The sequence below is a fragment of the Citrobacter sp. C6_1 genome (assembly GCF_014596835.2).
GTDB classification, from domain to species: Bacteria; Pseudomonadota; Gammaproteobacteria; order Enterobacterales; family Enterobacteriaceae; genus Citrobacter; species Citrobacter pasteurii.
In genome coordinates this window covers 2,658,303-2,680,327 of record NZ_CP115031.1, presented here as the reverse complement: position 1 = coordinate 2,680,327, position 22,025 = coordinate 2,658,303, and the positions used below count along the sequence as shown (strand labels likewise).

The window sequence follows — 22,025 nt, the reverse complement described above, 5'->3', positions numbered from 1 at the left end:
TGGGAATGCTTTTAGTCAGTGGTGCGGTTATGGCGCACGGTCATCATTCCCATGGTGCTCCGATGAGTGAAGCAGAACAAAAGGCGTCGGAAGGGGTGTTTGATGATAACCAGGTGCAAAACAGGGCGCTGACCGACTGGGATGGCATGTGGCAGTCGGTCTATCCGTATCTGGTGAGTGGCGAACTGGATCCGGTATTCAAAAAGAAAGCGGAGAAAGACAAGAGCAAAACGGCAGAGCAGGTTAAAGCCTATTACCGTAAGGGCTACGCGACCGATGTTGACACTATTGGTATTGAAAACGGCGTAATGGAGTTTCATACCGGTAAAAAGGTGGCATCGTGTAAGTATGATTATGCCGGATATAAAATTTTGAACTATACGTCAGGCAAGAAAGGTGTGCGTTATCTGTTCGAGTGTAAAGACGCTGGCAGCGACGCGCCGAAATACGTGCAATTCAGCGATCACATTATCGCGCCACGTAAGTCGAGCCACTTCCATATCTTTATGGGGAATACCTCACAGGCGGCCCTGCTTGAAGAGATGGATAACTGGCCAACCTATTACCCTTATCAGCTCAAGGGAGAAGAGGTGGTGGATGAAATGTTGCACCATTAATCCCGACTGAAACTGTCCGATGAAACCCGCCGATGTTGGCGGGTTTCTGTGTATTACACTGACAGGAACATTATTTCCCGGATGTCAGCGTGTTGTAGCTGGTCATCAGGTTGCGATAGTCAGGAATATGGTTGGAGAACAACGTTCCCAGCCCTTCAATATCGTTGCGCCAGTCACGGTGTAATTCACAGGCCAGACCGAACCATGTCATTAATTGTACGCCAGCAGATGACATACGATTCCACGCGGAATCACGGGTCAGCGGATTAAACGTACCGGATGCATCAGTGACCACAAACACGTCGAAACCGGCTTCAATGGCAGAAAGCGCAGGGAATGCGACGCAGACTTCGGTCACCACCCCGGCAATAATTAGCTGCTTTTTGCCTGTCGCTTTGATCGCGTTAACAAAATCTTCGTTATCCCAGGCATTAATCTGGCCAGGACGTGCGATATAAGGGGCATCCGGGAACAGTTCTTTCAGCTCCGGAACCAATGGACCGTTAGGTCCCGTTTCAAAGCTGGTGGTCAGAATCGTCGGGAGTTTGAAATATTTCGCCAGATCGCCTAATGCCAGAACGTTGTTTTTAAACTTGTCTGGATCGATGTCACGGACCAGTGAAAGTAAACCCGTTTGGTGATCGACCAGTAGTACGGCAGCCTGATCTTTATCAAGACGCTTATAAGCAATAGTCATTTTTCTTTCTCCATATGATGAGAGGGTGCCTTGCGGGCTGAATCTACTGATAAACATTAGTGGCTAAACGGGGCATTGGGTAGGCGCAAAAGTGGGTTTCATCGTTGCATATCTGGAACGAATAATGATGTTGCAACCGGACTGAAACAGAATGCTATATTCTAAAGCTTCTCTTTCCATCCCCTGACGCATTCGTTAGCATATTGTCTCGCAGCAAGTGCATGTGTTTTTTCAGGAAGAGGTTAACGTGTTCGCAGAGTATGGAGTTCTGAATTACTGGACGTATCTGGTGGGTGCTATTTTTATTGTGCTGGTACCGGGGCCAAATACGATATTTGTGCTGAAGAACAGCGTCGGTCGTGGAGTGAAGGGCGGTTATTTGGCAGCAAGCGGTGTGTTTATCGGTGATGCCGTCTTGATGTTTCTGGCCTATGCTGGCGTAGCTGCGCTTATCAAAACAACACCGGTATTGTTCAATATCGTTCGTTATCTCGGCGCGTTTTATCTGCTGTATCTCGGTGCGAAGATCCTGTATGCCACACTGAAATCGAAAGCCAACGACGCTGCACCAGAAGAAGTTCCGTTTGGCGCGATTTTCAAACGTGCATTAATTTTGAGTCTGACGAATCCTAAAGCCATTCTGTTTTATGTGTCGTTTTTCGTACAGTTTATTGATGTCAACGCGACTCACTCAGGATTGTCGTTCTTTATTCTGGCGATGACGCTTGAAATAGTGAGCTTTTTCTACCTGAGCTTCCTTATTTTCTCCGGTGCGTTTGTGACACAGTATATTCGTACGAAGAAAAAACTGGCTAAAGTTGGGAATTCCCTCATTGGCTTGATCTTTGTCGGTTTTGCCGCACGTTTGGCGACGCTTCAGTCGTAACGCTATTGGCCCGCTGTTGACGGCGGGCTTTCAGTATAAAGCTGTTCCCTTCATTGAAAAATGGGATTGTTATAACCAATAAATGGTATTTTAAATATATATTTTGAGGCGTACCCTGTTCACAGCAGCGATTTAATAAGACTCGCTGGTTGTCGACTGGAAAAGGGAAGAAAAATGCTTCAAATTCCACAGAATCATATTCATACACGCTCAACGCCGTTCTGGAACAAAGAAACTGCACCTGCCGGAATTTTCGAACGCCACCTTGATAAAGGTACCCGTGCCGGGGTTTATCCTCGACTTTCGGTTATGCAGGGGGCGGTCAAATATCTCGGATACGCAGATGAACACAGCCCGGAGCCAGTAGAGGTGATGATTATCGAAGCCGGTCAGTTCGGCGTTTTTCCGCCGGAAAAATGGCATAACATCGAAGTAATGACCGACGACACCTACTTTAATATCGACTTTTTCGTGGCGCCCGAAGTGTTGATGGAGAGCGCAAATCAACGAAAAGTTGTGCGTACCGGCAAGGAGTAAATCATGAGTAAAGCAACCTACACCGTTACAGTCACCAATAACAGCAATGGCGTGTCTGTCGATTATGAAACTGAAACGCCGATGACGCTGTTGATCCCGGATGTGGCCGCTGAAGTGGTTAAAGATCTGGTCAATACGGTGCGTTCATACGATACCGAGAATGAGCATGAAGTCTGTGGCTGGTAGGTATTAGTCTCTGCTACTGATTGAATGTATTCGTTTTTGATTTATAAACCTCTCTGCGTTTTGCTGGCGCAGCGAGGTTTTTTTATCTGTAAGAATCAGGGAAATATCCGGAAAAAGATTTCTTAAGAAAACCTTAAGGTCTTCGCATCGATTGCTAATAGTGGATTATTGACAGAGGTTATGATCGTGGAACTGTCACAATACAGAACCTCGCTTATGAAACTGAACACCCGACTTACATTACCCACTTTCATTCTTGGGCTAGTCATCGTAGCGATCCCGTTTACCGCGAACTGGAATGTACCTTTGCTCAACGGTACTGTCGTCAGATGGATTGAGAATGGTCAGGCGCTATGGCTGCTCTTTGGTGCGGTTTTTACTCTCAGCTACATCCGGCCTTTATCACGTCCCGAAGGTGAGAAGCAATTTTGGCTTTGGGCGGCTGTGTGGTGGCTGGTGTTGCTGGGGCGCAGCACCAGTTGGGGCCGTGATTATTTTCCGGAACACCCTAAACTTCTGTTCAGAACTATCTCAGTGGTATTGATTGCCATGATTATTCTGCCGGTACTGATATCGAAGCGCTTACGCCAGGATATTGCCCGTCGCTTACGCAATGAACCGCTGCCGCTATGGCTGTTAGCGATCACCACCTGTGCATTTTTGATCTCCGATACGGTAGAGCATCATCGTCTGTTGGCCCCAATCTTTTTGCACAATGCCCAGTACGGCGATCTCATTGAAGAACTGTACGAACTTCCGTTTATGGCGGGGTTGTTCCTGATGAATCTCGGTTTTATGCAGCGGGATAAGCAGGTGGAATCAGCTTCCATTCGCTTTAGTGAACCACAGTTGGAGAAGTAACGAGAAAATGCCTGAGTCTGGAAAGCCAGACTCAGGCGGCTTGGGCGATGACTTACTCAATGGCCTCGCACAGGCGTGATTTCATGTCGCTATACGTTTGTGCGGCATACTTCTCTGCCCATCCCTGATCGCTAATGTGCTCAATATTTACGGCGCAATATTTGGTTTCCGGCGTTTTCGAAATAGGATCGAGATTATCCTGGGTTAACTCGTTACACGCGCCAATCCACCATTGATAGGTCATATACACCGTTCCGGTATTGATGCGCTCGGAGACATCTGCTCGACTGATGACCTTACCGCGTCGCGAACTGACCCATACCAGGTCACGATGACGAATACCTAATTTTTCTGCATCATGAGTATTGATTTGCACATACCCAGGCTCATCTGCCAGGGCCTGCAATGCTGCGCAGTTGCCGGTCATTGAGCGGCACGAATAGTGGCCGACTTCGCGCACAGTGCATAACACCATTGGGTACTTTTCATCAGGTACTTCTGCAGGAGCACGCCACTGTGCGGCAAACAATTTACCTTTGCCATTGGCGGTATCAAACTGGCTGTCTGTATACAGATACGGCGTACCTGGGTGATCAAGCTCCGGACATGGCCACTGAACGTGGCCCATGTCACCCATTTTTTCGTAAGTCACGCCGTAGAAGAGCGGGCATAGCTCGCGCATCTCATCCCAGATTTGCTGGTTACTTTGGTACTGCATCGGATAGCCCATTGCGGTGGCCAGCAGACTGATGATTTCCCAGTCGCGTTTGACATCCCCCGTAGGTTCAATCGCCTTTTCAAACCGCTGGAATCCGCGATCGGCGCAGGTAAAGACGCCGCCGTGTTCGCCCCACGATGTTGCGGGCAGGAGAACGTCAGCCATTTCTGCCGTCTTGGTCATGAAGATGTCTTGTACCACGATAAAATCGAGCGCGTTAAAGCCTTCACGGACCAGACCCAGATCGGCCTCGGTTTGCAGCGGATCTTCACCCATGATGTAGTAGGCTTTGACTTTACCTTCGATTGCCAGATGGGGGACTTCGGTGATCCGGGTGCCGACCTTATCATCCATCAGATTTACGTCAATACCCCAGGCGTTGGCAAACTTCTCTCTCACGGCGAAATCGGTCACGTCCTGATACCCAGGGAACTGGTTAGGCAGCACCCCCATATCGCACGCGCCCTGCACGTTATTTTGCCCACGCACTGGCCCAACGCCGACGTTAGGGCGTCCCAGATTGCCGGTCAGCAACGCCAGGCTCGACAAACCACGAACCACGTCAACGGCCTGGCCAAACTGGGTCACGCCCATTCCCCACATCACGGTTGCCGATGGCGCTGCGGCAAATGTACGCATCGCCTGACGAACCTGCTGTGCGGGAACACCCGTTAAATGTTCAACGGCTTCAGGCGCATAGTCCTTCACGGTTTCCCAGTATGTTTCCAGTCCTTCCGCATGCTTTTGTACATACTCGCGATCGTAGAGCTGCTCTTCGATGAGGACATGGCCAAAGGCGTTAACCAGTGCCATATTACAACCGTTTTTTAACTGCAAATGTTGGTCAGCGATACGAGCAGTTTCAATACGACGTGGGTCGCAGACAATGATTTTTGCGCCGTTCTGGCGAGCTTTAATTACCCGGCGAGCCACGATCGGGTGCGAGTCGGCGCAGTTATAGCCAAAGATCAGCAGGCATTTTGAGTTTTCAATGTCGCTAATTGAGTTACTCATTGCACCATTGCCCAGCGTTTCCTGCAGCCCGGCAACGGAAGGGCCGTGGCAGACACGGGCGCAGCAATCGACATTGTTGGTGTTGAGTACGCCACGCGCGAATTTTTGCATCACGTAGTTGGTCTCATTCCCTGTTCCACGTGAAGACCCGGTGGTCATTATGGCGCGGGGGCCATAGGTATTTTTGATTTCAGATAAGCGTTTTGCGGTGTAACGAATGGCTTCATCCCAGCTAACGGGAGTGAATTTCCCACCTTTTTCATAGCGGATCATTGGTCGGGTCAGACGGGGAGTCAGAAGACGAGTGTCGTTCAGAAAGTCCCAACCATAGTAGCCTTTCAGGCATAACTGATTTTGGTTTGTTACACCCTCTGCGGCTTCGGCGCGGATGATTTTGTTATTTTCAACAACAAGCTTGAGCTTGCACCCGGCCCCACAGTATGGGCATACACTGGTGATTTTTTTCATCAATAACAGACCTGTTAAATGCTGAAATAGCGCGAATTGTAAACGGAGCCACGCGATACGCATCGTGGACTACGATTTGTCATAGTGACGGGCTGTTTAAGCATAAAGTGTGCCAGAAGTGAAAAACCAGCAATTACAGGGGCTGAGGGGGAGTGAGTAGACCTGAATGACTGACGATTCGACATTAATGACGAGCTACGTCAGGGAAAATGCCGCCATCAAATGGTTTAACCTTATGAAAGATCAGAAAAAGATGAAAATAACAGGTGATGCTGATCACAAATTTTAATTTTTCAGCGCTATGCTATGCTTTTATACAACGAGTGAATCGTTAACTCAAAAACATAGGTGAGGGATATTATGGGCATTATTTCATGGGTGATTTTCGGTCTTATCGCTGGGATTTTGGCAAAATGGATTATGCCAGGTAAAGATGGCGGCGGATTCTTTATGACCATTATCTTAGGGGTTGTTGGTGCGGTAGTGGGTGGCTGGATCAGTACCTTCTTTGGTTTTGGTAAAGTCGATGGTTTCAACTTTGGCAGTTTTGTCGTAGCCGTTATTGGTGCAATTGTGGTGTTGTTTATCTACAGAAAAATCAAAAGCTAAGAAAACATACTGACAATAAAGGCCACTGATATGTGGCCTTCTTCTCAGATTACCACCAACCCAGTTCTGTTCCCAGAACGACGATGACAGCCACGCCGATCATAATAAGCGTTGTTTTTTTCATCGTTATGCTCCTGGTGAGGCGTATCCGCCAATAAAGAACCAGGACAGGAAAACGACAGCGGAAATGAAAATAATAACGGGGAAAATAATACCGAGTCGCATACGCTTATCTGCCAGAATAATTTAAAGATGATTAAGCATAACAGGGCTTAATGTACGACAAAAGCGGTTTTATCCTGGCGTTTCTTATCCTGATACATCGCACTGTCTGCAAGATGAAGCGCACAGTTGACGTCTGTCTCCAGCGGGTCTATTTCCACAATGCCCAGGCTGACTCCCGGATAATACAGACAGATCTCACCCAGGTCATAGTCACCGCAAATTAGCTGCTGTAAGTGGTTTTTCACGCTTTGCAAGCGAACATACGGCGGCATTTCGTTTTCCATTGACAGGCTGGCGACTAAAAATTCGTCACCGCCCAGACGACCAAGAATATCATTCTCACTGCATCCACGGCGTAAACGCTGGCCAATTTGGATCAAAAACTGGTCACCGACTTCGTGGCCAAAACGATCGTTGATCAGTTTGAAATCATCTAAATCAATATAGGCGACAATAATTTTGTGCCTCAGGTGGCGTGCCAGCGAGAAGAGGGTTTCGATATTTTCAAAGATTGCCCGACGGTTAGGTAGCCCGGTCAGAACGTCAGTGTAGGAGTGGGCGATCAGCGCAGCATTCGCTTCACGTAATTGAGCAACCAGCGATTCTTTCTGAATAGACTGCGCTATCAGACCCGCGAACAGATGCAGTACCTGCTCACCTCGTTCGCTTAGCGGTTGTTGCTGACGACTGGTGGCGCAGAGGGTGCCATAGAACGTGCCATCTGGCAGGTGGACTGGAGTACTCAGAAAGGTTGTGATCTCCAGTGCGCGTGCGGCGGTACATTCTGGCCAACGCGCGGGAACGTTATCGCTATACAGACAGTTTGCGTCTATTGCGCGCTTGCAGAGTGTCTCATCCCACGGCACCGACAGCCCTTCGGGGAGCTGCATTTGCTTACTATTACGCGCATACAGAATATGCTGCAGGCGCGCATCTAAATCGACCTTAGTAAGATAGGTCGACTCCATCTCAGTGACTACCTCCAGCATCTCCAGAAGTTGCCGAACCAGACTCTCAACAGACTGCTCTGTGGCTAATGATTGTGAGACTCGGGCAAGGATCATGTCTGACATGAGAGGCAAATACTCCAGAATGCTGATAAGTCCTGTATTGCCCGCATAATAGAACATCGGAGAGAAAGATGAAACACGCTATCCGGGTCAAAATGTAGACATGGGATTGAAACTCGTCAGTAAAACATGGAGATAGGTGGGGAGTCGGGGTACTCTTCCTGCGTAACGTTTTTAACAGGAGTGAATATGAAACTTGCCTCTATTGTTGTGCCCGGCATTTTGGTGCTGGCGGGGTGTTCCACATCACCTGAAGCACCAGTACCACCGAAAATTGGCATGGCGAACCCGGCATCCGTATATTGTGAGCAAAAGGGCGGTGTGCTGGTTGCGGTGCAGACACCGCAAGGCGTAAGGTCGGATTGCAAACTACCCGGCGGCGAAGTTATTGATGAATGGGCGCTTTGGCGCAGAGATCATCCGGCAACGGGCAAATAACCCGCTGTCACAATTGACGTAACCACTCAGCCAGAACCAGCGCATGGTTTTGCTGCGTATCCTTCGCTGCATACAGCAGCGTTAACGGCTGTTGCCGGGCAATGTCCGCGAGTCGCTTGCCTTCCTGCTGTTGCTGGGCAAGTTCTGCGCGGTATTGCTCGGCGAAATGGGCAAAATCGATGATATCTGCGTGGAATGCCTTACGTAAATCAGATGAGGGCGTCAGCGCTTTATCCCATTCATTGAAAACAAGATCGGTTTTTTTCACCCCGCGCGGCCACAGCCTGTCGACCAGAACACGATAGCCATCACTTTTTTCTGCCGGGTCATACACGCGTTTACACTGAATATTCATCTCTTAATCCGCTCCGCTAAGCCACTGAACTCGTCTTCATTACGGTTAAATAAGATCGTAAAACGTGACTATTATAGCATTTTGGCCACATAGACTCTCAATTTAAGGGATTGTGGTAACAACAAAAAATCGGTAGGCTGAGGCTCCTTATGTTGTCCCTCATTGTCTGGACATAAGGAAAGTTAATGGAAATTTCCCCAGTTAAAGATACGCTTCGCATTGCGCTGGTGGGCGATTACAGCCCCGATATTGTGGCGCACCAGGCTATTCCCCTTGCCATCGATGATGCTGCTGCCGTTCTGGAATTAGTGGCTGATTATGACTGGCTCACCACATCTGATATTAGTAGTGGCGAAGATTTAGTCGGCTATGATGCCATCTGGGTGGTCCCTGGCAGTCCTTACCAGCACCCGGAAGGCGCGCTGACGGCAATACGTTACGCACGCGAAAACAGCATTCCATTTTTGGGCACTTGTGGCGGTTTTCAGCATGCTATTCTCGAGTATGCTCGCAATGTGCTGGGCTGGCGTGATGCTGCGCATGCGGAAACAGAGACCACGGGTCGTATGGTGATTGCACCGCTGACCTGCTCGTTGGTCGAAAAGACGGATGATATTGAACTGCGCGCGAATACGCTGATCGCCAGAGCCTACGGACGGGATGTCATTACAGAGGGGTATCACTGTAACTATGGCGTGTCGGAAGCTTTTGCCGCTGAGCTTGAAAGCGGCGATCTGCGAGTGACGGGTTGGGATGACGCTGGTGATGTTCGCGCTATTGAACTGGTGACACATCCGTTTTATGTCGGGACGCTTTTTCAGCACGAACGAGGGGCACTGGCAGGAAAGCCTGTACCGCTCGTCCAGGCACTGCTGCGCGCGGCCAGAGGATAACAACTGGGCAGGTTGCTTATTCGCCTGCCCGGTGTATTACCTGCTGGCGATCTCTTTCTCGCGTCCTGAACAGACGCCAAACACGGCCATGATGAGGGCTAGCAGCGCGACGCCAACCAGAGGGATCTGCCAGCTATCGTTAAGATCGTGAATTTTCCCCATCATCGGCGGCCCACATGCGGCCAGTAAATATCCGACAGATTGCGCCATGCCTGATAGCGCGGCAGCCTGGTGTGCTGAGCTTGCACGTAGCCCGATGAAGGTGAGGCCGAGGATCATCGTGGCACCGGAGCCAAAGCCAAACAGCACGGTCCACAGTGCCGCCTGCTCGGGCATAACTGCAAACCCTGCAGCGCCAACAGCGCACATTAACGAGACCAGTGCGGCGATAGTACGCTGATCTTTAAACCGATACAGAACGAGGGGGATCAGTAGCCCGGGCGCTGCGGTCGCCAGTTGCAGTAAACCATGCAGCGACCCCGCCTGTGCCTCACTGTAGCCGTGACTGATCATAATGGCGGGTAACCAGCCGATAATGACATAATAGATGAGTGAGTTGATGCCCAAAAACAGCGTGACCTGCCAGGCGAGACTGGAGCGCCAGATTGCGCGGGAGTGCAACGCTCGCGAATTACTGAGGCTGGCATTGGCCGTCTGGCGCCACTGAGGTAACCAGATCAATAACGCCAGCAGTGGAAAGATCATTAACATCATTAGCGCGCCGCGCCAGCCAAAGCCATTTAACGCCAGCGGCACGACCATTGCCGAACCCAGCGCTGCTGCAGCGCCCATCGTTAACGAATACGCCCCGGTGAGCTTTGCCACATGCTGTGAAAAATCACGCTTAATGAGTCCCGGCAAAAGGACATTTCCTAGCGCGATGCCACAGCCAATGACTGCTGTCCCACCAAACAAGGCTCCGGATGAGGGGAGTGAACGTATAGCAATACCCACACAGATCAGCAGCATGGCGGCTAACAGGCTGCGCTCAATGCCCCAACGGCGAGCGACGGTTGCCGCCAAAGGCGACACCAGCGCAAAAGCAAGCAGTGGTAATGTGGTCAGGAGTCCCGTCTGGGCGGTGGTCAGACCGTAGTCAGTGCGAATCGCGTCCAGCAGCGGGGCTGCGCCGGTAAACGTAACGCGTAGTGTGGTCGCGATCATCAGGATACCCGCAATTAACAGCGCACTGTTTTTACCACGGGAAGAAGGGGAGTTAGTCATTTTTTTCTCATATCGTCAGGCGAGGCGTTACCTTAGCGTTTTTACTCTGTGGATGAATCAAGCTAAAATGACAGTTTATCGCTAAAATCGGACATTCTTATGTTTGGGCTGAGGCTGGACGGGTATCAACCCGATCTTTACCACGATGCCGCCGTGGCTTTTTGTATTCAGGCTCAGGAAGATGAGCTTTTCAGCCCACTGCATCAACACCGCAAAGGTCAGTTAATCCTGGCGTTGCATGGTGCAATTACCTGTGAAGTGGAGAACGCCATGTGGATGGTGCCGCCGCAATATGCGGTGTGGATACCTGGTGAAATTCCGCACAGTAACCACGTTACCGTTGGCGCGCAGTTGTGCTTTTTATTCATTGAACCTCACGCAGTGGTGATGCCGGATCGGTGTTGTACGCTGAAAATAGCGCCATTATGCCGGGAACTTATTCTTGCGTTGGCGAGCAAAACGGATGCCCAGCTCTGTGAACCAGCCACCCAGAGGTTAACGCAGGTATTGTTTGACGAACTCCCACAGCAGCCACAGGAGCAAATGCAGTTACCGGTATCCGATCACCCGAAAATTCGCAAGATGGTGGCGACGATGGCGCGGGAACCTGCACAATGGCAAACACTGGGGCAGTGGGCCAACGTGTTTGCGATGAGTGAGCGTAACCTTGCCCGCCTGGTCGTCAAAGAGACGGGGCTAAGTTTTCGCCGCTGGCGCCATCAGCTACAGCTGATCCTGGCGCTGCAGGCACTGATCGACGGGCACAATGTACAACAGGTCGCTCAAATGCTCGGTTACGATTCTACGACCGCGTTTATCACCATGTTCAAAAAAGGTCTGGGTCAAACACCAGGTCGCTATCTGGCGGGGTTGACTACTGCTTCCCAACAATCAGCGACACCAGACCTGCCGCAATAAGCGGACCCACCGGCACGCCGCGAAAGAGGGCAACGCCCAATACTGTGCCCACCAGTAAACCAGCGACGAGTTGAGGTTGGCTGCCCATCAGCGTGACGCCGCGCCCGCCAAGCCAGGAGACAACAACGCCGACGACGATAGCGACCAGCGACTTCCAGTTTACAAAGGAGTGAATAAGCGTAGAGGGGGGCAGCGTGCCGCTGGCGATGGGAGCCATGACGCCGATCGTCAGAATAATAATCCCAACGGTAAGCCCCTGCTTTTCAATCCACGGGAAGAATGTATTCAGCGGAGTAACACGGACGATTATCAGCACCAGAATTGAAACGGCGACAGTGGTGTTGTGGCTGACAAAGCCCAGAGCTGCCAGTCCAAGCAGGATCAGCAGTGTGACATCAAACATCGTAGTTTCCTTGCCAAAAGAAAAAATAAGCCTGCTTACTGTACGCGTAAACGCGTGACGGAACAGGCTTTTTTTAATGATTATGATTTTTTTTGGGCGAACGCATAATATCGCGTTTTGATACTGATATTACCGGCCTGCTATTGTGCGCGATGGAATGGGACTAATTCAGGTTGCGCAATGCGCAAATAATCTTGAGTGTCCATGATCACGGACTTTTCCAGCAGTCCGGCATTGAACGCAATTTCATTAAAGCGCTCAAACAACAGCGGATCGGCAACCAGCCTGAGTTTTGGATGGAAACTAAACGGTGGGATAGCACCAAATACGCAGCCGGTCAGTTCATCCACTTCAGCCGGGCTGGCAAGTGATGCGCGTAAACCGCCGATATGTCCTGCAAGCTGGTTCAGGTCAGCCTGTTGGTCAGCCGGGAGAATGGCCAACACATGCTGATTAACGCCGTTGCCTTTGACCTTACAGACCAGGGCTTTTGCTCCCTGGCCGAGCGCGGTACCACGAATTGCAGAAACAGCCTCACATTTGCCAACGGCTTCATGGCTTACCACGCGGTACGTTGCGCCTTGCTCTGACAACAACGAAATTAAACGCTGATGCGTTGCGTTACCTTTGTTCACTTCCGTCATGACTTACTTTACTCCTGGTACAACAATGAAAATCCTGCAGAAAAATAATCACGCACCGGCGCGTTTTTTCTGTTTGTTCAGATAGAGCTGTGCATCAGATGCTTTGTAAGCATCATCAATAGTGTCGTTCGGCTGCATATTATAAACCCCGGCGGAGAAGCTGATGGATATATCATGCGCAATAATTTGTAAGTTATAGCGAATTCTCTCCAGCAGGCGGGGCGTTAAATCACTGGGATGGTCGATGAGGATGATACAAAACTCATCGCCGCCGAGGCGGATTGCGTAATCGCTTTTGCGAATGGAGCTTTGAATGGCTTTGGCCAGATGGGTGATAATCCGGTCGCCTTCTTTATGCCCTAACGTATCATTGATGACTTTCAACTTATCGCAGTCGATGGCGATAAAGGTGACGAGAGTGCCCGTATTGACCAACTGATGCAAACGTTGTTCGAGCGTCGGGGTTAAAACTTTCCGATTGTAGAGTCCGGTCATGGCGTCACTGATATTTTCGCGCGTGACGTTGTGATACAAGCGAAAATGCGTTCTGACCAAATTCAACAGCAGAATTGTTGCCAGCAGATAGAAAGCGAAGATTTTCCAGGACGAGACAATAAAATACATTAAATCAAGCGATAAAGTGATGCGTATACCGCCTGGAATGTCCTTCTCGTAGTGAACATAGTGAAACAGGTTAGTCTCACTTTGGTGAACGAGAATCTCTTTACCGGAGCTGGTATCTGAGAGCGTAACGTTAAGATAGCGCCATACCAGAGGCCGGTCGCTGGTATAAAAGATATTCTTTAAATTCTCTTTGTTGATATCCACCATTACTACACCTTTTAACTTACCGGTAGAGTAGACCGGTGTTAAAAAGCTCATCACCTTTTTCCCGGTCAGGTTATCCTGATAAATACTGGAGATCACCGTGCGCCCCGTGAAAATAGCGTCAATATCATTCTGGTCAATGCCGAGGGTACCTTTTTGCAAAAACGTCCAGTTATGTATCGCAAATTGGCGCGAGTCGATCCGGTCATAGAAATAGACGTAGTTATTTTTGAGGTCGACGTAATATCGTAATTTATACTCCAGCGTACCTAATCCCTGACCGTAGTCTTTCTGCTCACGATTAGCGCTTACCGCCTTATCAAAAGAGGGCAGCAGGAATATGTCTTCAAGTTGTTCGCTACATTTCGTTGAGGTGGTTTGCAGCGTCCCGTGCAATGGCGGGTAGTTATGCTCTGTGAGATTGAGTCCATGAGTGCCGTTAACGCTGTCGAAAGCGTTGCAAAGCGCTTTTTGTTGTTCGACAGACGCGGGTTCCTGAGGGGATGAAAATGTGCGCATCAGATGGGCGGCAATACTTTGATTAGTATACTTATCATAAAGAAACGATGAGTCGGCTTTCTCATTGATATAGCGCATGTACGCATTCATTGCTTTATCGCTGGCAATGAGCTCATAAACCAAAAAAGAAGACGTCAAAACAATTACGCTAACGGAGATAAAGAGCCTGAGCGCTTTATGATGCAATTTCATAATGATTTACAGCCCTGTAAGTCTGATACTTCAGTCTATCACACGGTATACCTCCTCTCTAACGCTACGGGGAAGGACATTTTGTAATAAAAAACATTCGTACTCTTCACCTTTAACGCTTAATGTTGTATTTATAATGCAACTTATAGAAAAGGAGACAGGCAGATGAGCACGACTGAAAAAGCGGGCCATACGTTCTTAGCCAGCCTGGGCAAAACCCGTCTGCGTCCGGGGGGCGTTGAAGCAACAGAGTGGTTGTTCAGCCAGTCACAGCTGACGCCCGACAGCCAGGTGCTGGAAGTGGCCTGTAATATGGCCACCACGGCAATAGAGATAGCGCAACGCTTTGGTTGTACGGTCTACGCTATCGATATGGATAAAACCGCGCTGTCAAATGCCAGAAATAATGTGGCAGCAAATGGACTGGAAAATCACATTCATGTGATGGCGGCGAATGCCAGTACCCTACCTTTTGCGGATAACAGCTTCGATGTGGTGATTAACGAGGCCATGCTGACAATGTATGCCGATAAAGCGAAGGCGAAATTAATTGCCGAATATTATCGCGTGTTGAAACCCGGCGGTCGTCTGTTAACCCACGACATTATGTTCACCACACAAAAACTGGATGCGAGCGAGCAGGGCAAGCTTGTGGAGGTGGTGAAATCAAACGTGAGTCCGATGACCAGACAAGGCTGGCGTGAGTTATTTCTCAACTGCGGTTTTGAACAGGTCATGCAGCATAATGGCGCTATGTCGCTGATGTCGCCACGAGGATTAATTCGTGATGAGGGGGTTACAGGGGCGATTAAAATTATGTTTAACGGTTTACGCACTTACGAAAATCGCCGTCGATTCCTGAAAATGTTTCGCTTCTTCCGTTCGCAACGCCATCAGCTAAACTACATTGCCTGCTGCTCTGTTAAGGGAAAATAAAAACAGGATGGGGCACTATTTATAAAATCAGTCAGCACATCTACGCGCTGACTGATTTGTTTAGGTTAATTATTACTGGTCGTACTTTGCTTATGAAACAGTTCGCGAAATACCGGGTAAATATCATCCTGGTCGCGGATATGCTGCATCGCAAAATTATCAAAGGTAGATTGCAGATGCTCATACTCACGCCACAGGGTCTGGTGTGCGCGCCGGGTGATTTCAATATAGCTATAATATCGCACCACCGGCAGCAGCTTTTTCGCCAGGATTTCATGACACAGTGGTGAATCATCTGCCCAGTTATCGCCATCCGATGCCTGAGCGGCATAGATATTCCACTGGGCAGGGTTGTAGCGATCTTTTACCACTTCATCCATTAACTTCAGGGCGCTGGAAACTATGGTTCCCCCCGTTTCCTGAGAGTAGAAGAACTCGTGTTCATCAACCTCTTTTGCCTGAGTATGATGGCGAATATAGACAACCTCCACGTTCTTGTAAGTGCGGCTTAAGAACAGATACAGCAGGATATAAAAACGTTTTGCCATATCTTTAGTCGACTGATCCATTGAACCGGAGACGTCCATCAGACAGAACATCACCGCCTGGCTGGAAGGATCGGGTCGTTTTTCATAATTCTTGTAGCGCAAATCAAAAGTATCTATAAACGGTACGCGTTCGATTTTTGCCCGTAATTCAGCAATTTCTTTGCGTAATCGCTCTTCTTCCAGCAACTGCGCAGGTTCACTTTTGGCGATGGTTTCCAGATCGGCCTCAAGCGCATGCAGTTCACGACGTTTACCCGCCGTCATTGCTGTGCGACGCGCCAGTGAGTTTTGCAAGGAGCGCACCACGCTGATGTTGGCTGGCACACCGTTGGAGGTAAATCCTGCACGGTGCGTTTTAAACTCCGTTAGCTGACGCTGCTGATTCTGCTTCAGGTTAGGCAGCGCTAAATCTTCGAACAGCAGATCAAGATATTCATCTTTAGATATCTGAAAGACGAACTCATCCTGACCCTCTCCATCCTGACTGGCCTGGCCTTGTCCGCTTCCTGAACCGCCGCCGCCCCCCTGCGGACGTTCGATACGGTCATTCTGGACAAAATGATCGTTACCCGGATGGACGCGATGACGCAGGCCACCGCGCCCCTGATGAAACATCGGTTCGCTAATATCATCGGTCGGAATAGAGACAGATTCGCCGCTATCTACATCGGTCACCGAACGCTTGTTAATGGCCTCGGAGATCGACTGTTTAATTTGCGATTTATAACGGCGCAAGAAGCGTTGGCGGTTTACCGTGCTCTTGTTCTTGCCGTTAAGACGCCGGTCAATAAACCAGGTCATATGCCCCCCGTACTGCCAACTGTTCGCCATGTCTGTAAGTGCCGGATGGCGCTGGCGCTATCCGGTCTACGGAACATTATTTTGCAAGCCCGGTAAGCGCATGCGCCACCGGGCACTTATGTTAAGACGATTTACGTACGCGCAAATACCATTCGCACAGTAAACGCACCTGTTTACGCGTATAGCCTTTTTCCATCATACGGTCGACAAAATCGTCGTGCTTTTTCTGCTCGTCAGTCGAGGTTTTAGCGTTAAACGAAATGACCGGCAGCAACTCTTCGGTATTCGAGAACATTTTCTTCTCAATAACCGTGCGCAGTTTTTCGTAACTGGTCCAGTTTGGATTACGACCGCTGTTGTTTGCTCTGGCGCGCAGAACAAAGTTGACGATCTCATTACGGAAATCTTTCGGGTTACTGATACCCGCCGGTTTCTCAATTTTCTCCAGTTCTGAGTTCAGCGACTCACGGTCAAACAGCTGACCGGTATCCGGGTCGCGATACTCCTGATCCTGAATCCAGAAATCCGCATAGGTGACATAACGGTCGAAAATGTTCTGTCCGTATTCAGAGTAGGACTCGAGGTAAGCCGTCTGGATCTCTTTGCCAATAAACTCGGCGTATTTCGGGATCAAATAGCCTTTCAGGAACTCGAGATAACGTTCGGCCTGCTCCTGCGGGAATTGCTCGCGTTCGATTTGCTGCTCAAGCACATAGAACAGATGCACGGGGTTGGCCGCGACTTCGGCATGGTCAAAGTTGAACACGCGGGAGAGGATCTTGAACGCGAAACGTGTGGACAGACCGTTCATCCCCTCATCAACTCCGGCGTAATCCCGGTACTCCTGATACGATTTTGCTTTAGGATCGGTATCTTTCAAGCTTTCGCCGTCATAAACGCGCATCTTCGAATATATACTCGAGTTTTCAGGTTCTTTCAGACGTGAAAGAATAGTGAAGCGAGAGAGCGTTTCCAGTGTGCCCGGTGCGCAAGGCGCATGGGTCAACTCACTGTGGTTAAGCAGTTTTTCGTAGATCTTGATCTCTTCAGATATACGTAAGCAATACGGAACCTTCACGATGTATACACGGTCGAGGAAGGCTTCGTTATTTTTGTTGTTGCGGAACGTCACCCATTCAGATTCGTTCGAGTGGGCGAGAATAATTCCGTTAAACGGCAGGGCAGAGATACCTTCTGTCCCGTTGTAGTTTCCTTCCTGGGTTGCAGTCAGCAGAGGATGCAGCACTTTAATCGGTGCTTTAAACATCTCTACAAATTCCATAATCCCCTGGTTGGAGCGGCACAGCGCACCTGAGTAGCCATAGGCGTCAGGATCGTTCTGTGCATGGTGTTCGAGTTTACGAATATCTACTTTCCCGACCAGAGCGGAAATGTCCTGGTTGTTTTCATCACCAGGCTCCGTTTTAGCGATGGCGATTTGCTCCAGAATAGACGGCCAGACTTTGACGACGCGGAATTTAGTAATGTCCCCGCCGAAATCATGCAAACGCTTCGCAGCCCACGGCGACATGATTGTGCCGAGATAGCGACGCGGAACCCCATACTCTTTTTCCAGGATCTGTGCATCTTCCTGCGGATTAAACAGGCATAACGGATGATCGTTAACCGGGCTACGTTCACCATTGGCGCTGAGGACATAAATGGGCACTCTTTGCATCAGCGATTTCAGTCGCTCTGCAAGCGATGATTTTCCCCCTCCCACCGGCCCCAGCAGATAGAGGATCTGCTTCTTCTCTTCCAGCCCCTGAGCCGCATGTTTCAGATAAGAAACAATCTGTTCAATCGCGTCTTCCATGCCGTAAAACTCTTCAAAAGCGGGATAACGTGCAATCACCCGATTCGAAAAGAGTCGAGAAAGTCGAGGTTCGTGGGCAGTGTCAACCATGACAGGCTCACCAATAGCCATTAATAGCCGCTCTGCCGCGTTGGCATAAGCACTGCGATCTTGCCGACAAGTGGTAAGAAACTCCTGCAGCGTGAACTCTTCGTCCTTGGCAGCTTCATAACGCTGGCGATAGTGATCGAATATATTCATGGTATGCCGTCCTTTCGTTTTTTAGCACATGTTAAGAGCCGTTCATATGAATAGTAGAGGCCCCTGAAGAGGTAAACTGAACGACGTCGCTGCTGAAGAAATAAGCAACTCTCATGCCATTTCGATGGTCAGGAGATCAACGTATTCGGTGATACACCTTCTAAATTTAAGCGTAGATGGCATTTGCAAAATTTGCCTGTACGCGCAAATGAATTTCAATGGCATATCAATAACTCATCAGCAAAAAAAGCACATGTTATGTAAAGAAATGGGGCTGAATTCATGTGCTGTTCACCGCACTGCAAACAAAATGCCATCACTCATTGAGAAATTAGGGGGTTACATTGGGCAGGTAATACGTAAAATAGTTGGGCTGAAGCGTATTGGCGGTTACACTTTCGTCGCTAAACATTTGAATAAGGAATTATGGATTGTGACCAAACTCAAACTTCTGGCACTTGGCGTGCTTATTGCCACGTCCGCGAGCGTCGCGCAAGCAGAAAGCAACCTGACGCTGGGCGCAGGCGTTGGTGTGGTTGAACACCCTTACAAAAACTACGATAGTGACGTTTACCCGGTCCCTGTTGTGACCTATGAAAGCGACAACTTCTGGTTCCGTGGTCTGGGCGGCGGTTACTACCTGTGGAATGACAATGCAGATAAATTATCTGTGATGGCGTACTGGTCGCCACTGTACTTCAAGCCTGGCGACAGCGACGATAGCCGTCTGCGCAATCTCGATAAGCGTAAGAGCACCATGATGGCCGGGCTTTCTTACGTGCATAACACACAATATGGTTTCCTGCGTACCAGCCTCGCGGGAGACGCACTGGATAACAGTAATGGTATCGTATGGGATCTGGCATGGCTGTACCGTTATACCAACGGGGGTCTGACGCTGACACCGGGGATTGGTGTTGAGTGGAACAGTGAAAACCAGAACCAGTACTACTATGGTGTATCGCACCACGAATCGTCCCGCAGTGGTTTACGCAGCTACGATCCTGAAAGCAGCTGGAACCCGTACCTTGAACTCAGCGCCAACTATAATTTCTTAGGCGACTGGAGCGTGTACGGTACTGCGCGTTACACCCGTTTGTCTGATGAAGTGACAGACAGCCCGATGGTAGACAAATCCTGGACGGCTCTGATCTCAACGGGTATCACCTATAAGTTCTGATGCATTTCCAATGCTGAACATGAGCCCGTGTTATGGACTGAACCCATTATGCGGGCTTTTTTGCCTGACGGGAATGAATGTTGATCTTAAGCATGAGAATTCACGATTTTTGCTGATTCTGCCTTATGCGATGCTGCAACGAATAATTAACGTGTTTTACCTGGTGTAGTTACCAAAAAGGAACGGATGATTTAATTAATCAGATATCGATTTGCTTACAGAATAAGAAATACAGGTGTCCCATCACCAATCATCGTTAGCGGCTAACAAAAGTCACTACGGCAATATACTGAAAATGCACTGTTTTGTTATGACTCCTGGACCTCAATCAACCTTGCAAGGCGTATTGCAAATATCTGACAACTATTTTCATCGTCTAATTTAACCATGAAAGTCATCTTTCATGTGAAAAGTAAAAAACAAAACGGTTAATTTTTATTTTACATTGCAGAAATATCATCTGCGATGAAGGTTTTTGAGTATAAACCTGGTATAGATAATGAAAAAGTTAATCATGATAGTTGTGATGGGCGGGGTTCTGGCGGGTTGTTCTACCGAGGCTTCTCGCATGAATGACTGTGAGAACAAGGGCGTCAGTCGGGACGCATGCTACGTTGCTGAGCAGAATCGTCAGGCTACAATCAATGCTGCAGCGGAAAAACAGGCTATGGAAAATGCACAGAGCCTGTACAGCACAAATGACGCTAATTCCAGCCATCATCATAGTCATAATAAATATTAAGGTTTTCCTCATGAAAAAATTAATTATTATCGCTGCGCTGGTGGCATCAACTGTTGCACCTGCTCATGCTATTAGCGAGGCTTACCGCCGTCAGTTACAGCATGATCATAAAACCATGGTTAGTGAAGTGAATGCTCCGGTTAACGGCAGTACGGTAAAACCCATACATGTGAAGAAACTGGGGGTTGATTTTAAACGTGGCGCCGATGGCATTGCCTACATAAATGGTAGCCCGGCAGCAAATGATGAAAATAATGCAGAGGCGCAAACCTATAGTGCAGGCTTGATTTCGGTTGTTGTGTATAAGAACGGAAAAATAAATGCCATGAAAGAAGGTAAATATTTAGGCCGTTTAAAATAATCTCTGCGCAGCTAAAACGTTATCTGTCTAAGTCCGGGAATAAATACTGTGCCCGGGCTTTTTATTGCATCTGATTAACGACGAACCTTCCAAACGAGGATGGTGCAATTTGTGCACCATCACAGGACACATCACCCGTGTTTTGCTTTACTGTGGTGCATGTACTCAGGGGGGAACTATGACAGTAAAACAGGTGATGTTTACGGAGCAGGTTTCGCTTCCTGCTATAGGGCAGGGAACATGGGGCATGGGGGAGAATCCCTGCCGTCGCCGTGATGAAGTCTCGGCGTTGCAGGCTGGCCTGGATCTGGGACTGCGTCTGATTGATACGGCTGAAATGTATGCTGATGGTGCAGCAGAAGAGATTGTTGGCGAAGCATTAGCGGGACAGCGCGATGGTGCATTTTTGGTTTCAAAAGTTTATCCGTGGAATGCCGGAGGCCAGAAAGCGATTGCTGCCTGTGAAGGCAGTCTGCGCCGGCTGAAAACCGACTATCTGGATCTCTATTTGCTGCACTGGACGGGGGACTTTACTTATGAAGAAACCGTCAGCGCCATGGAAAAACTCATCGCTCAGGGGAAAATTCGTCGGTGGGGTGTTTCGAATCTCGATTATGACGAGATGCAGGCGCTATGGCAGGTTGCAGGTGGACAACAATGCGCCACTAACCAGGTGCTATATCATTTAGCGTCGCGCGGCATTGAATATGACTTGCTGCCATGGTGTCAGCAACAGCAGATGCCGGTTATGGCCTATAGCCCGTTGGCACAGGCAGGACGGCTGCGCCGTGGTCTGCTCACTCATTCGGTGATTAGCGATATTGCACGTGCACACGATGCCAGTACCGCCCAGATCTTGCTGGCGTGGGTTATTCGTCAACCGGGCGTGATCGCGATTCCAAAAGCGGCAAGCGTAGCGCATGTCGAACAAAATGCCGCCGCGCTGAATATCACGCTCTCGGTTGATGAACTGAAGTTGTTAAATGAGGCATATCCGGCGCCAAAAGGTAAAACGGCGCTGGATATGGCCTGATTTGCCTGATGGCGCTGCGCTTATCAGGCCTACGGCTACGAGCGGTTTGTAGGCCGGATAAGGCGT

General features: G+C 49.2%; 26 protein-coding genes. 14 read left to right on the top strand and 12 right to left on the bottom strand.

Annotated elements, in window-relative coordinates; translation table 11 throughout:
• The first annotated feature begins 5 nt into the window (after nt 1-5).
• A complete protein-coding gene (gene zinT, locus IB196_RS13105; RefSeq protein WP_233614741.1) occupies nt 6-617 on the top strand; it encodes a metal-binding protein ZinT in 612 nt (203 codons plus the stop codon).
• Nucleotides 618-687: 70 nt separating this feature from the next.
• Here zinT and ycaC read toward each other — a convergent pair whose 3' ends face one another.
• Nucleotides 688-1,314, bottom strand: coding sequence for an isochorismate family cysteine hydrolase YcaC (ycaC, locus tag IB196_RS13100; RefSeq protein WP_005120379.1), 627 nt, complete (start codon nt 1,312-1,314; stop codon nt 688-690).
• Nucleotides 1,315-1,561: 247 nt separating this feature from the next.
• On the opposite strand from ycaC, the gene leuE reads away from it, so the two are divergent.
• The 4 genes from leuE (at nt 1,562) to IB196_RS13080 (ending at nt 3,784) form a co-directional block, all read left to right on the top strand.
• On the top strand, nt 1,562-2,200 hold the full coding sequence (gene leuE, locus IB196_RS13095; protein WP_005120378.1) for a leucine efflux protein LeuE: 639 nt from the start codon (nt 1,562-1,564) through the stop codon (nt 2,198-2,200).
• A 174-nt stretch (nt 2,201-2,374) separates the two neighbouring features.
• Nucleotides 2,375-2,737 carry a DUF1971 domain-containing protein YeaR gene (gene yeaR, locus IB196_RS13090; RefSeq protein WP_005120376.1) on the top strand — a complete coding sequence of 121 codons (363 nt, stop codon included), beginning with the start codon at nt 2,375-2,377 and terminating at the stop codon, nt 2,735-2,737.
• Nucleotides 2,738-2,740: 3 nt separating this feature from the next.
• Entirely contained in the window at nt 2,741-2,923 is a 183-nt protein-coding gene (locus tag IB196_RS13085) for a DUF1869 domain-containing protein (protein WP_005120375.1), read from the top strand.
• A 216-nt stretch (nt 2,924-3,139) separates the two neighbouring features.
• On the top strand, nt 3,140-3,784 hold the full coding sequence (locus tag IB196_RS13080; RefSeq protein WP_040233628.1) for a hypothetical protein: 645 nt from the start codon (nt 3,140-3,142) through the stop codon (nt 3,782-3,784).
• A 52-nt stretch (nt 3,785-3,836) separates the two neighbouring features.
• Here the strand turns inward: IB196_RS13080 and fdhF are convergent, their stop codons facing one another.
• Nucleotides 3,837-5,984 carry a formate dehydrogenase subunit alpha gene (gene fdhF, locus IB196_RS13075; RefSeq protein WP_040233894.1) on the bottom strand — a complete coding sequence of 716 codons (2,148 nt, stop codon included), beginning with the start codon at nt 5,982-5,984 and terminating at the stop codon, nt 3,837-3,839.
• Between the two features lie 360 nt (nt 5,985-6,344).
• Here fdhF and IB196_RS13070 point away from each other — a divergent pair, with 360 nt between their 5' ends.
• Nucleotides 6,345-6,593 (top strand): GlsB/YeaQ/YmgE family stress response membrane protein, encoded by a 249-nt coding sequence (locus IB196_RS13070; RefSeq protein WP_005120370.1) that lies wholly within the window; start codon nt 6,345-6,347, stop codon nt 6,591-6,593.
• Between the two features lie 49 nt (nt 6,594-6,642).
• Here IB196_RS13070 and IB196_RS13065 read toward each other — a convergent pair whose 3' ends face one another.
• Genes IB196_RS13065 through IB196_RS13055 form a run of 3 tightly spaced genes read right to left on the bottom strand, consistent with a single transcriptional unit; the run spans nt 6,643 to nt 7,891 of the window.
• A complete protein-coding gene (locus IB196_RS13065; RefSeq protein WP_137378469.1) occupies nt 6,643-6,717 on the bottom strand; it encodes a hypothetical protein in 75 nt (24 codons plus the stop codon).
• A gap of 2 nt (nt 6,718-6,719) precedes the next feature.
• Nucleotides 6,720-6,818, bottom strand: coding sequence for a YoaK family small membrane protein (locus IB196_RS13060; RefSeq protein ID WP_086523648.1), 99 nt, complete (start codon nt 6,816-6,818; stop codon nt 6,720-6,722).
• A gap of 47 nt (nt 6,819-6,865) precedes the next feature.
• A complete protein-coding gene (locus tag IB196_RS13055) occupies nt 6,866-7,891 on the bottom strand; it encodes a sensor domain-containing diguanylate cyclase (RefSeq protein WP_040233631.1) in 1,026 nt (341 codons plus the stop codon).
• A 186-nt stretch (nt 7,892-8,077) separates the two neighbouring features.
• Between IB196_RS13055 and IB196_RS13050 the strand changes: the two genes are divergently transcribed.
• Nucleotides 8,078-8,326, top strand: a complete 249-nt coding sequence (locus IB196_RS13050) for a DUF333 domain-containing protein (RefSeq protein WP_005120367.1) — start codon at nt 8,078-8,080, stop codon at nt 8,324-8,326.
• Nucleotides 8,327-8,333: 7 nt separating this feature from the next.
• Here IB196_RS13050 and IB196_RS13045 read toward each other — a convergent pair whose 3' ends face one another.
• Nucleotides 8,334-8,681 (bottom strand): DUF488 domain-containing protein, encoded by a 348-nt coding sequence (locus tag IB196_RS13045; RefSeq protein ID WP_005120366.1) that lies wholly within the window; start codon nt 8,679-8,681, stop codon nt 8,334-8,336.
• 185 nt (nt 8,682-8,866) lie between these two features.
• On the opposite strand from IB196_RS13045, the gene IB196_RS13040 reads away from it, so the two are divergent.
• On the top strand, nt 8,867-9,574 hold the full coding sequence (locus IB196_RS13040) for a CTP synthase (RefSeq protein WP_040233632.1): 708 nt from the start codon (nt 8,867-8,869) through the stop codon (nt 9,572-9,574).
• Nucleotides 9,575-9,610: 36 nt separating this feature from the next.
• On the opposite strand, the gene IB196_RS13035 is transcribed toward IB196_RS13040, so the two are convergent.
• Nucleotides 9,611-10,798 (bottom strand): CynX/NimT family MFS transporter, encoded by a 1,188-nt coding sequence (locus tag IB196_RS13035; RefSeq protein ID WP_040233634.1) that lies wholly within the window; start codon nt 10,796-10,798, stop codon nt 9,611-9,613.
• Between the two features lie 99 nt (nt 10,799-10,897).
• Here IB196_RS13035 and IB196_RS13030 point away from each other — a divergent pair, with 99 nt between their 5' ends.
• Nucleotides 10,898-11,716, top strand: a complete 819-nt coding sequence (locus tag IB196_RS13030) for a helix-turn-helix transcriptional regulator (RefSeq protein ID WP_040233635.1) — start codon at nt 10,898-10,900, stop codon at nt 11,714-11,716.
• Here IB196_RS13030 and IB196_RS13025 read toward each other — a convergent pair.
• The 3 genes from IB196_RS13025 to dgcJ all read right to left on the bottom strand — a co-directional run bounded on the left by IB196_RS13025 (nt 11,673) and on the right by dgcJ (nt 14,302).
• Nucleotides 11,673-12,119, bottom strand: coding sequence for a DUF441 domain-containing protein (locus IB196_RS13025; RefSeq protein WP_005120361.1), 447 nt, complete (start codon nt 12,117-12,119; stop codon nt 11,673-11,675). The genes IB196_RS13030 and IB196_RS13025 overlap by 44 nt on opposite strands.
• Nucleotides 12,120-12,259: 140 nt before the next feature.
• Nucleotides 12,260-12,763, bottom strand: coding sequence for a YbaK/prolyl-tRNA synthetase associated domain-containing protein (locus IB196_RS13020; protein ID WP_040233638.1), 504 nt, complete (start codon nt 12,761-12,763; stop codon nt 12,260-12,262).
• Nucleotides 12,764-12,811: 48 nt separating this feature from the next.
• Complete coding sequence (gene dgcJ, locus IB196_RS13015) at nt 12,812-14,302, bottom strand: diguanylate cyclase DgcJ (protein WP_188232105.1); 1,491 nt, start codon at nt 14,300-14,302, stop codon at nt 12,812-12,814.
• Nucleotides 14,303-14,467: 165 nt separating this feature from the next.
• On the opposite strand from dgcJ, the gene IB196_RS13010 reads away from it, so the two are divergent.
• Complete coding sequence (locus IB196_RS13010) at nt 14,468-15,238, top strand: class I SAM-dependent methyltransferase (protein WP_005120358.1); 771 nt, start codon at nt 14,468-14,470, stop codon at nt 15,236-15,238.
• Between the two features lie 65 nt (nt 15,239-15,303).
• Here IB196_RS13010 and IB196_RS13005 read toward each other — a convergent pair whose 3' ends face one another.
• Both IB196_RS13005 and yeaG read right to left on the bottom strand, forming a co-directional pair.
• Nucleotides 15,304-16,587 (bottom strand): YeaH/YhbH family protein, encoded by a 1,284-nt coding sequence (locus IB196_RS13005; protein ID WP_048211926.1) that lies wholly within the window; start codon nt 16,585-16,587, stop codon nt 15,304-15,306.
• 121 nt (nt 16,588-16,708) lie between these two features.
• Nucleotides 16,709-18,643, bottom strand: a complete 1,935-nt coding sequence (gene yeaG, locus IB196_RS13000; protein WP_005120355.1) for a protein kinase YeaG — start codon at nt 18,641-18,643, stop codon at nt 16,709-16,711.
• A 433-nt stretch (nt 18,644-19,076) separates the two neighbouring features.
• Between yeaG and IB196_RS12995 the strand changes: the two genes are divergently transcribed.
• The 4 genes from IB196_RS12995 to IB196_RS12980 all read left to right on the top strand — a co-directional run bounded on the left by IB196_RS12995 (nt 19,077) and on the right by IB196_RS12980 (nt 21,959).
• Nucleotides 19,077-19,823 carry a MipA/OmpV family protein gene (locus IB196_RS12995; protein ID WP_005120354.1) on the top strand — a complete coding sequence of 249 codons (747 nt, stop codon included), beginning with the start codon at nt 19,077-19,079 and terminating at the stop codon, nt 19,821-19,823.
• 499 nt (nt 19,824-20,322) lie between these two features.
• Nucleotides 20,323-20,565: a hypothetical protein gene (locus IB196_RS12990; protein ID WP_040233644.1), complete on the top strand. Its 243-nt coding sequence runs from the start codon at nt 20,323-20,325 to the stop codon at nt 20,563-20,565.
• Between the two features lie 10 nt (nt 20,566-20,575).
• A complete protein-coding gene (locus IB196_RS12985) occupies nt 20,576-20,926 on the top strand; it encodes a hypothetical protein (protein WP_188232106.1) in 351 nt (116 codons plus the stop codon).
• A 178-nt stretch (nt 20,927-21,104) separates the two neighbouring features.
• Nucleotides 21,105-21,959 (top strand): aldo/keto reductase, encoded by an 855-nt coding sequence (locus IB196_RS12980; protein WP_040233647.1) that lies wholly within the window; start codon nt 21,105-21,107, stop codon nt 21,957-21,959.
• Nucleotides 21,960-22,025: the final 66 nt, after the last annotated feature.

Bases quoted from the DNA above. Each gene is read 5' to 3' on its own strand.
- zinT (WP_233614741.1), top strand. From the start codon at position 6: ATGCTTTTAGTCAGTGGTGCGGTTATGGCGCACGGTCATCATTCCCAT.
- ycaC (WP_005120379.1), bottom strand. From the start codon at position 1,314: ATGACTATTGCTTATAAGCGTCTTGATAAAGATCAGGCTGCCGTACTA.
- yeaR (WP_005120376.1), top strand. From the start codon at position 2,375: ATGCTTCAAATTCCACAGAATCATATTCATACACGCTCAACGCCGTTC.
- IB196_RS13085 (WP_005120375.1), top strand. From the start codon at position 2,741: ATGAGTAAAGCAACCTACACCGTTACAGTCACCAATAACAGCAATGGC.
- IB196_RS13080 (WP_040233628.1), top strand. From the start codon at position 3,140: ATGAAACTGAACACCCGACTTACATTACCCACTTTCATTCTTGGGCTA.
- fdhF (WP_040233894.1), bottom strand. From the start codon at position 5,984: ATGAAAAAAATCACCAGTGTATGCCCATACTGTGGGGCCGGGTGCAAG.
- IB196_RS13070 (WP_005120370.1), top strand. From the start codon at position 6,345: ATGGGCATTATTTCATGGGTGATTTTCGGTCTTATCGCTGGGATTTTG.
- IB196_RS13060 (WP_086523648.1), bottom strand. From the start codon at position 6,818: ATGCGACTCGGTATTATTTTCCCCGTTATTATTTTCATTTCCGCTGTC.
- IB196_RS13055 (WP_040233631.1), bottom strand. From the start codon at position 7,891: ATGTCAGACATGATCCTTGCCCGAGTCTCACAATCATTAGCCACAGAG.
- IB196_RS13050 (WP_005120367.1), top strand. From the start codon at position 8,078: ATGAAACTTGCCTCTATTGTTGTGCCCGGCATTTTGGTGCTGGCGGGG.
- IB196_RS13045 (WP_005120366.1), bottom strand. From the start codon at position 8,681: ATGAATATTCAGTGTAAACGCGTGTATGACCCGGCAGAAAAAAGTGAT.
- IB196_RS13040 (WP_040233632.1), top strand. From the start codon at position 8,867: ATGGAAATTTCCCCAGTTAAAGATACGCTTCGCATTGCGCTGGTGGGC.
- IB196_RS13035 (WP_040233634.1), bottom strand. From the start codon at position 10,798: ATGACTAACTCCCCTTCTTCCCGTGGTAAAAACAGTGCGCTGTTAATT.
- IB196_RS13030 (WP_040233635.1), top strand. From the start codon at position 10,898: ATGTTTGGGCTGAGGCTGGACGGGTATCAACCCGATCTTTACCACGAT.
- IB196_RS13025 (WP_005120361.1), bottom strand. From the start codon at position 12,119: ATGTTTGATGTCACACTGCTGATCCTGCTTGGACTGGCAGCTCTGGGC.
- IB196_RS13020 (WP_040233638.1), bottom strand. From the start codon at position 12,763: ATGACGGAAGTGAACAAAGGTAACGCAACGCATCAGCGTTTAATTTCG.
- dgcJ (WP_188232105.1), bottom strand. From the start codon at position 14,302: ATGAAATTGCATCATAAAGCGCTCAGGCTCTTTATCTCCGTTAGCGTA.
- IB196_RS13010 (WP_005120358.1), top strand. From the start codon at position 14,468: ATGAGCACGACTGAAAAAGCGGGCCATACGTTCTTAGCCAGCCTGGGC.
- IB196_RS13005 (WP_048211926.1), bottom strand. From the start codon at position 16,587: ATGACCTGGTTTATTGACCGGCGTCTTAACGGCAAGAACAAGAGCACG.
- yeaG (WP_005120355.1), bottom strand. From the start codon at position 18,643: ATGAATATATTCGATCACTATCGCCAGCGTTATGAAGCTGCCAAGGAC.
- IB196_RS12990 (WP_040233644.1), top strand. From the start codon at position 20,323: ATGAAAAAGTTAATCATGATAGTTGTGATGGGCGGGGTTCTGGCGGGT.
- IB196_RS12985 (WP_188232106.1), top strand. From the start codon at position 20,576: ATGAAAAAATTAATTATTATCGCTGCGCTGGTGGCATCAACTGTTGCA.
- IB196_RS12980 (WP_040233647.1), top strand. From the start codon at position 21,105: ATGACAGTAAAACAGGTGATGTTTACGGAGCAGGTTTCGCTTCCTGCT.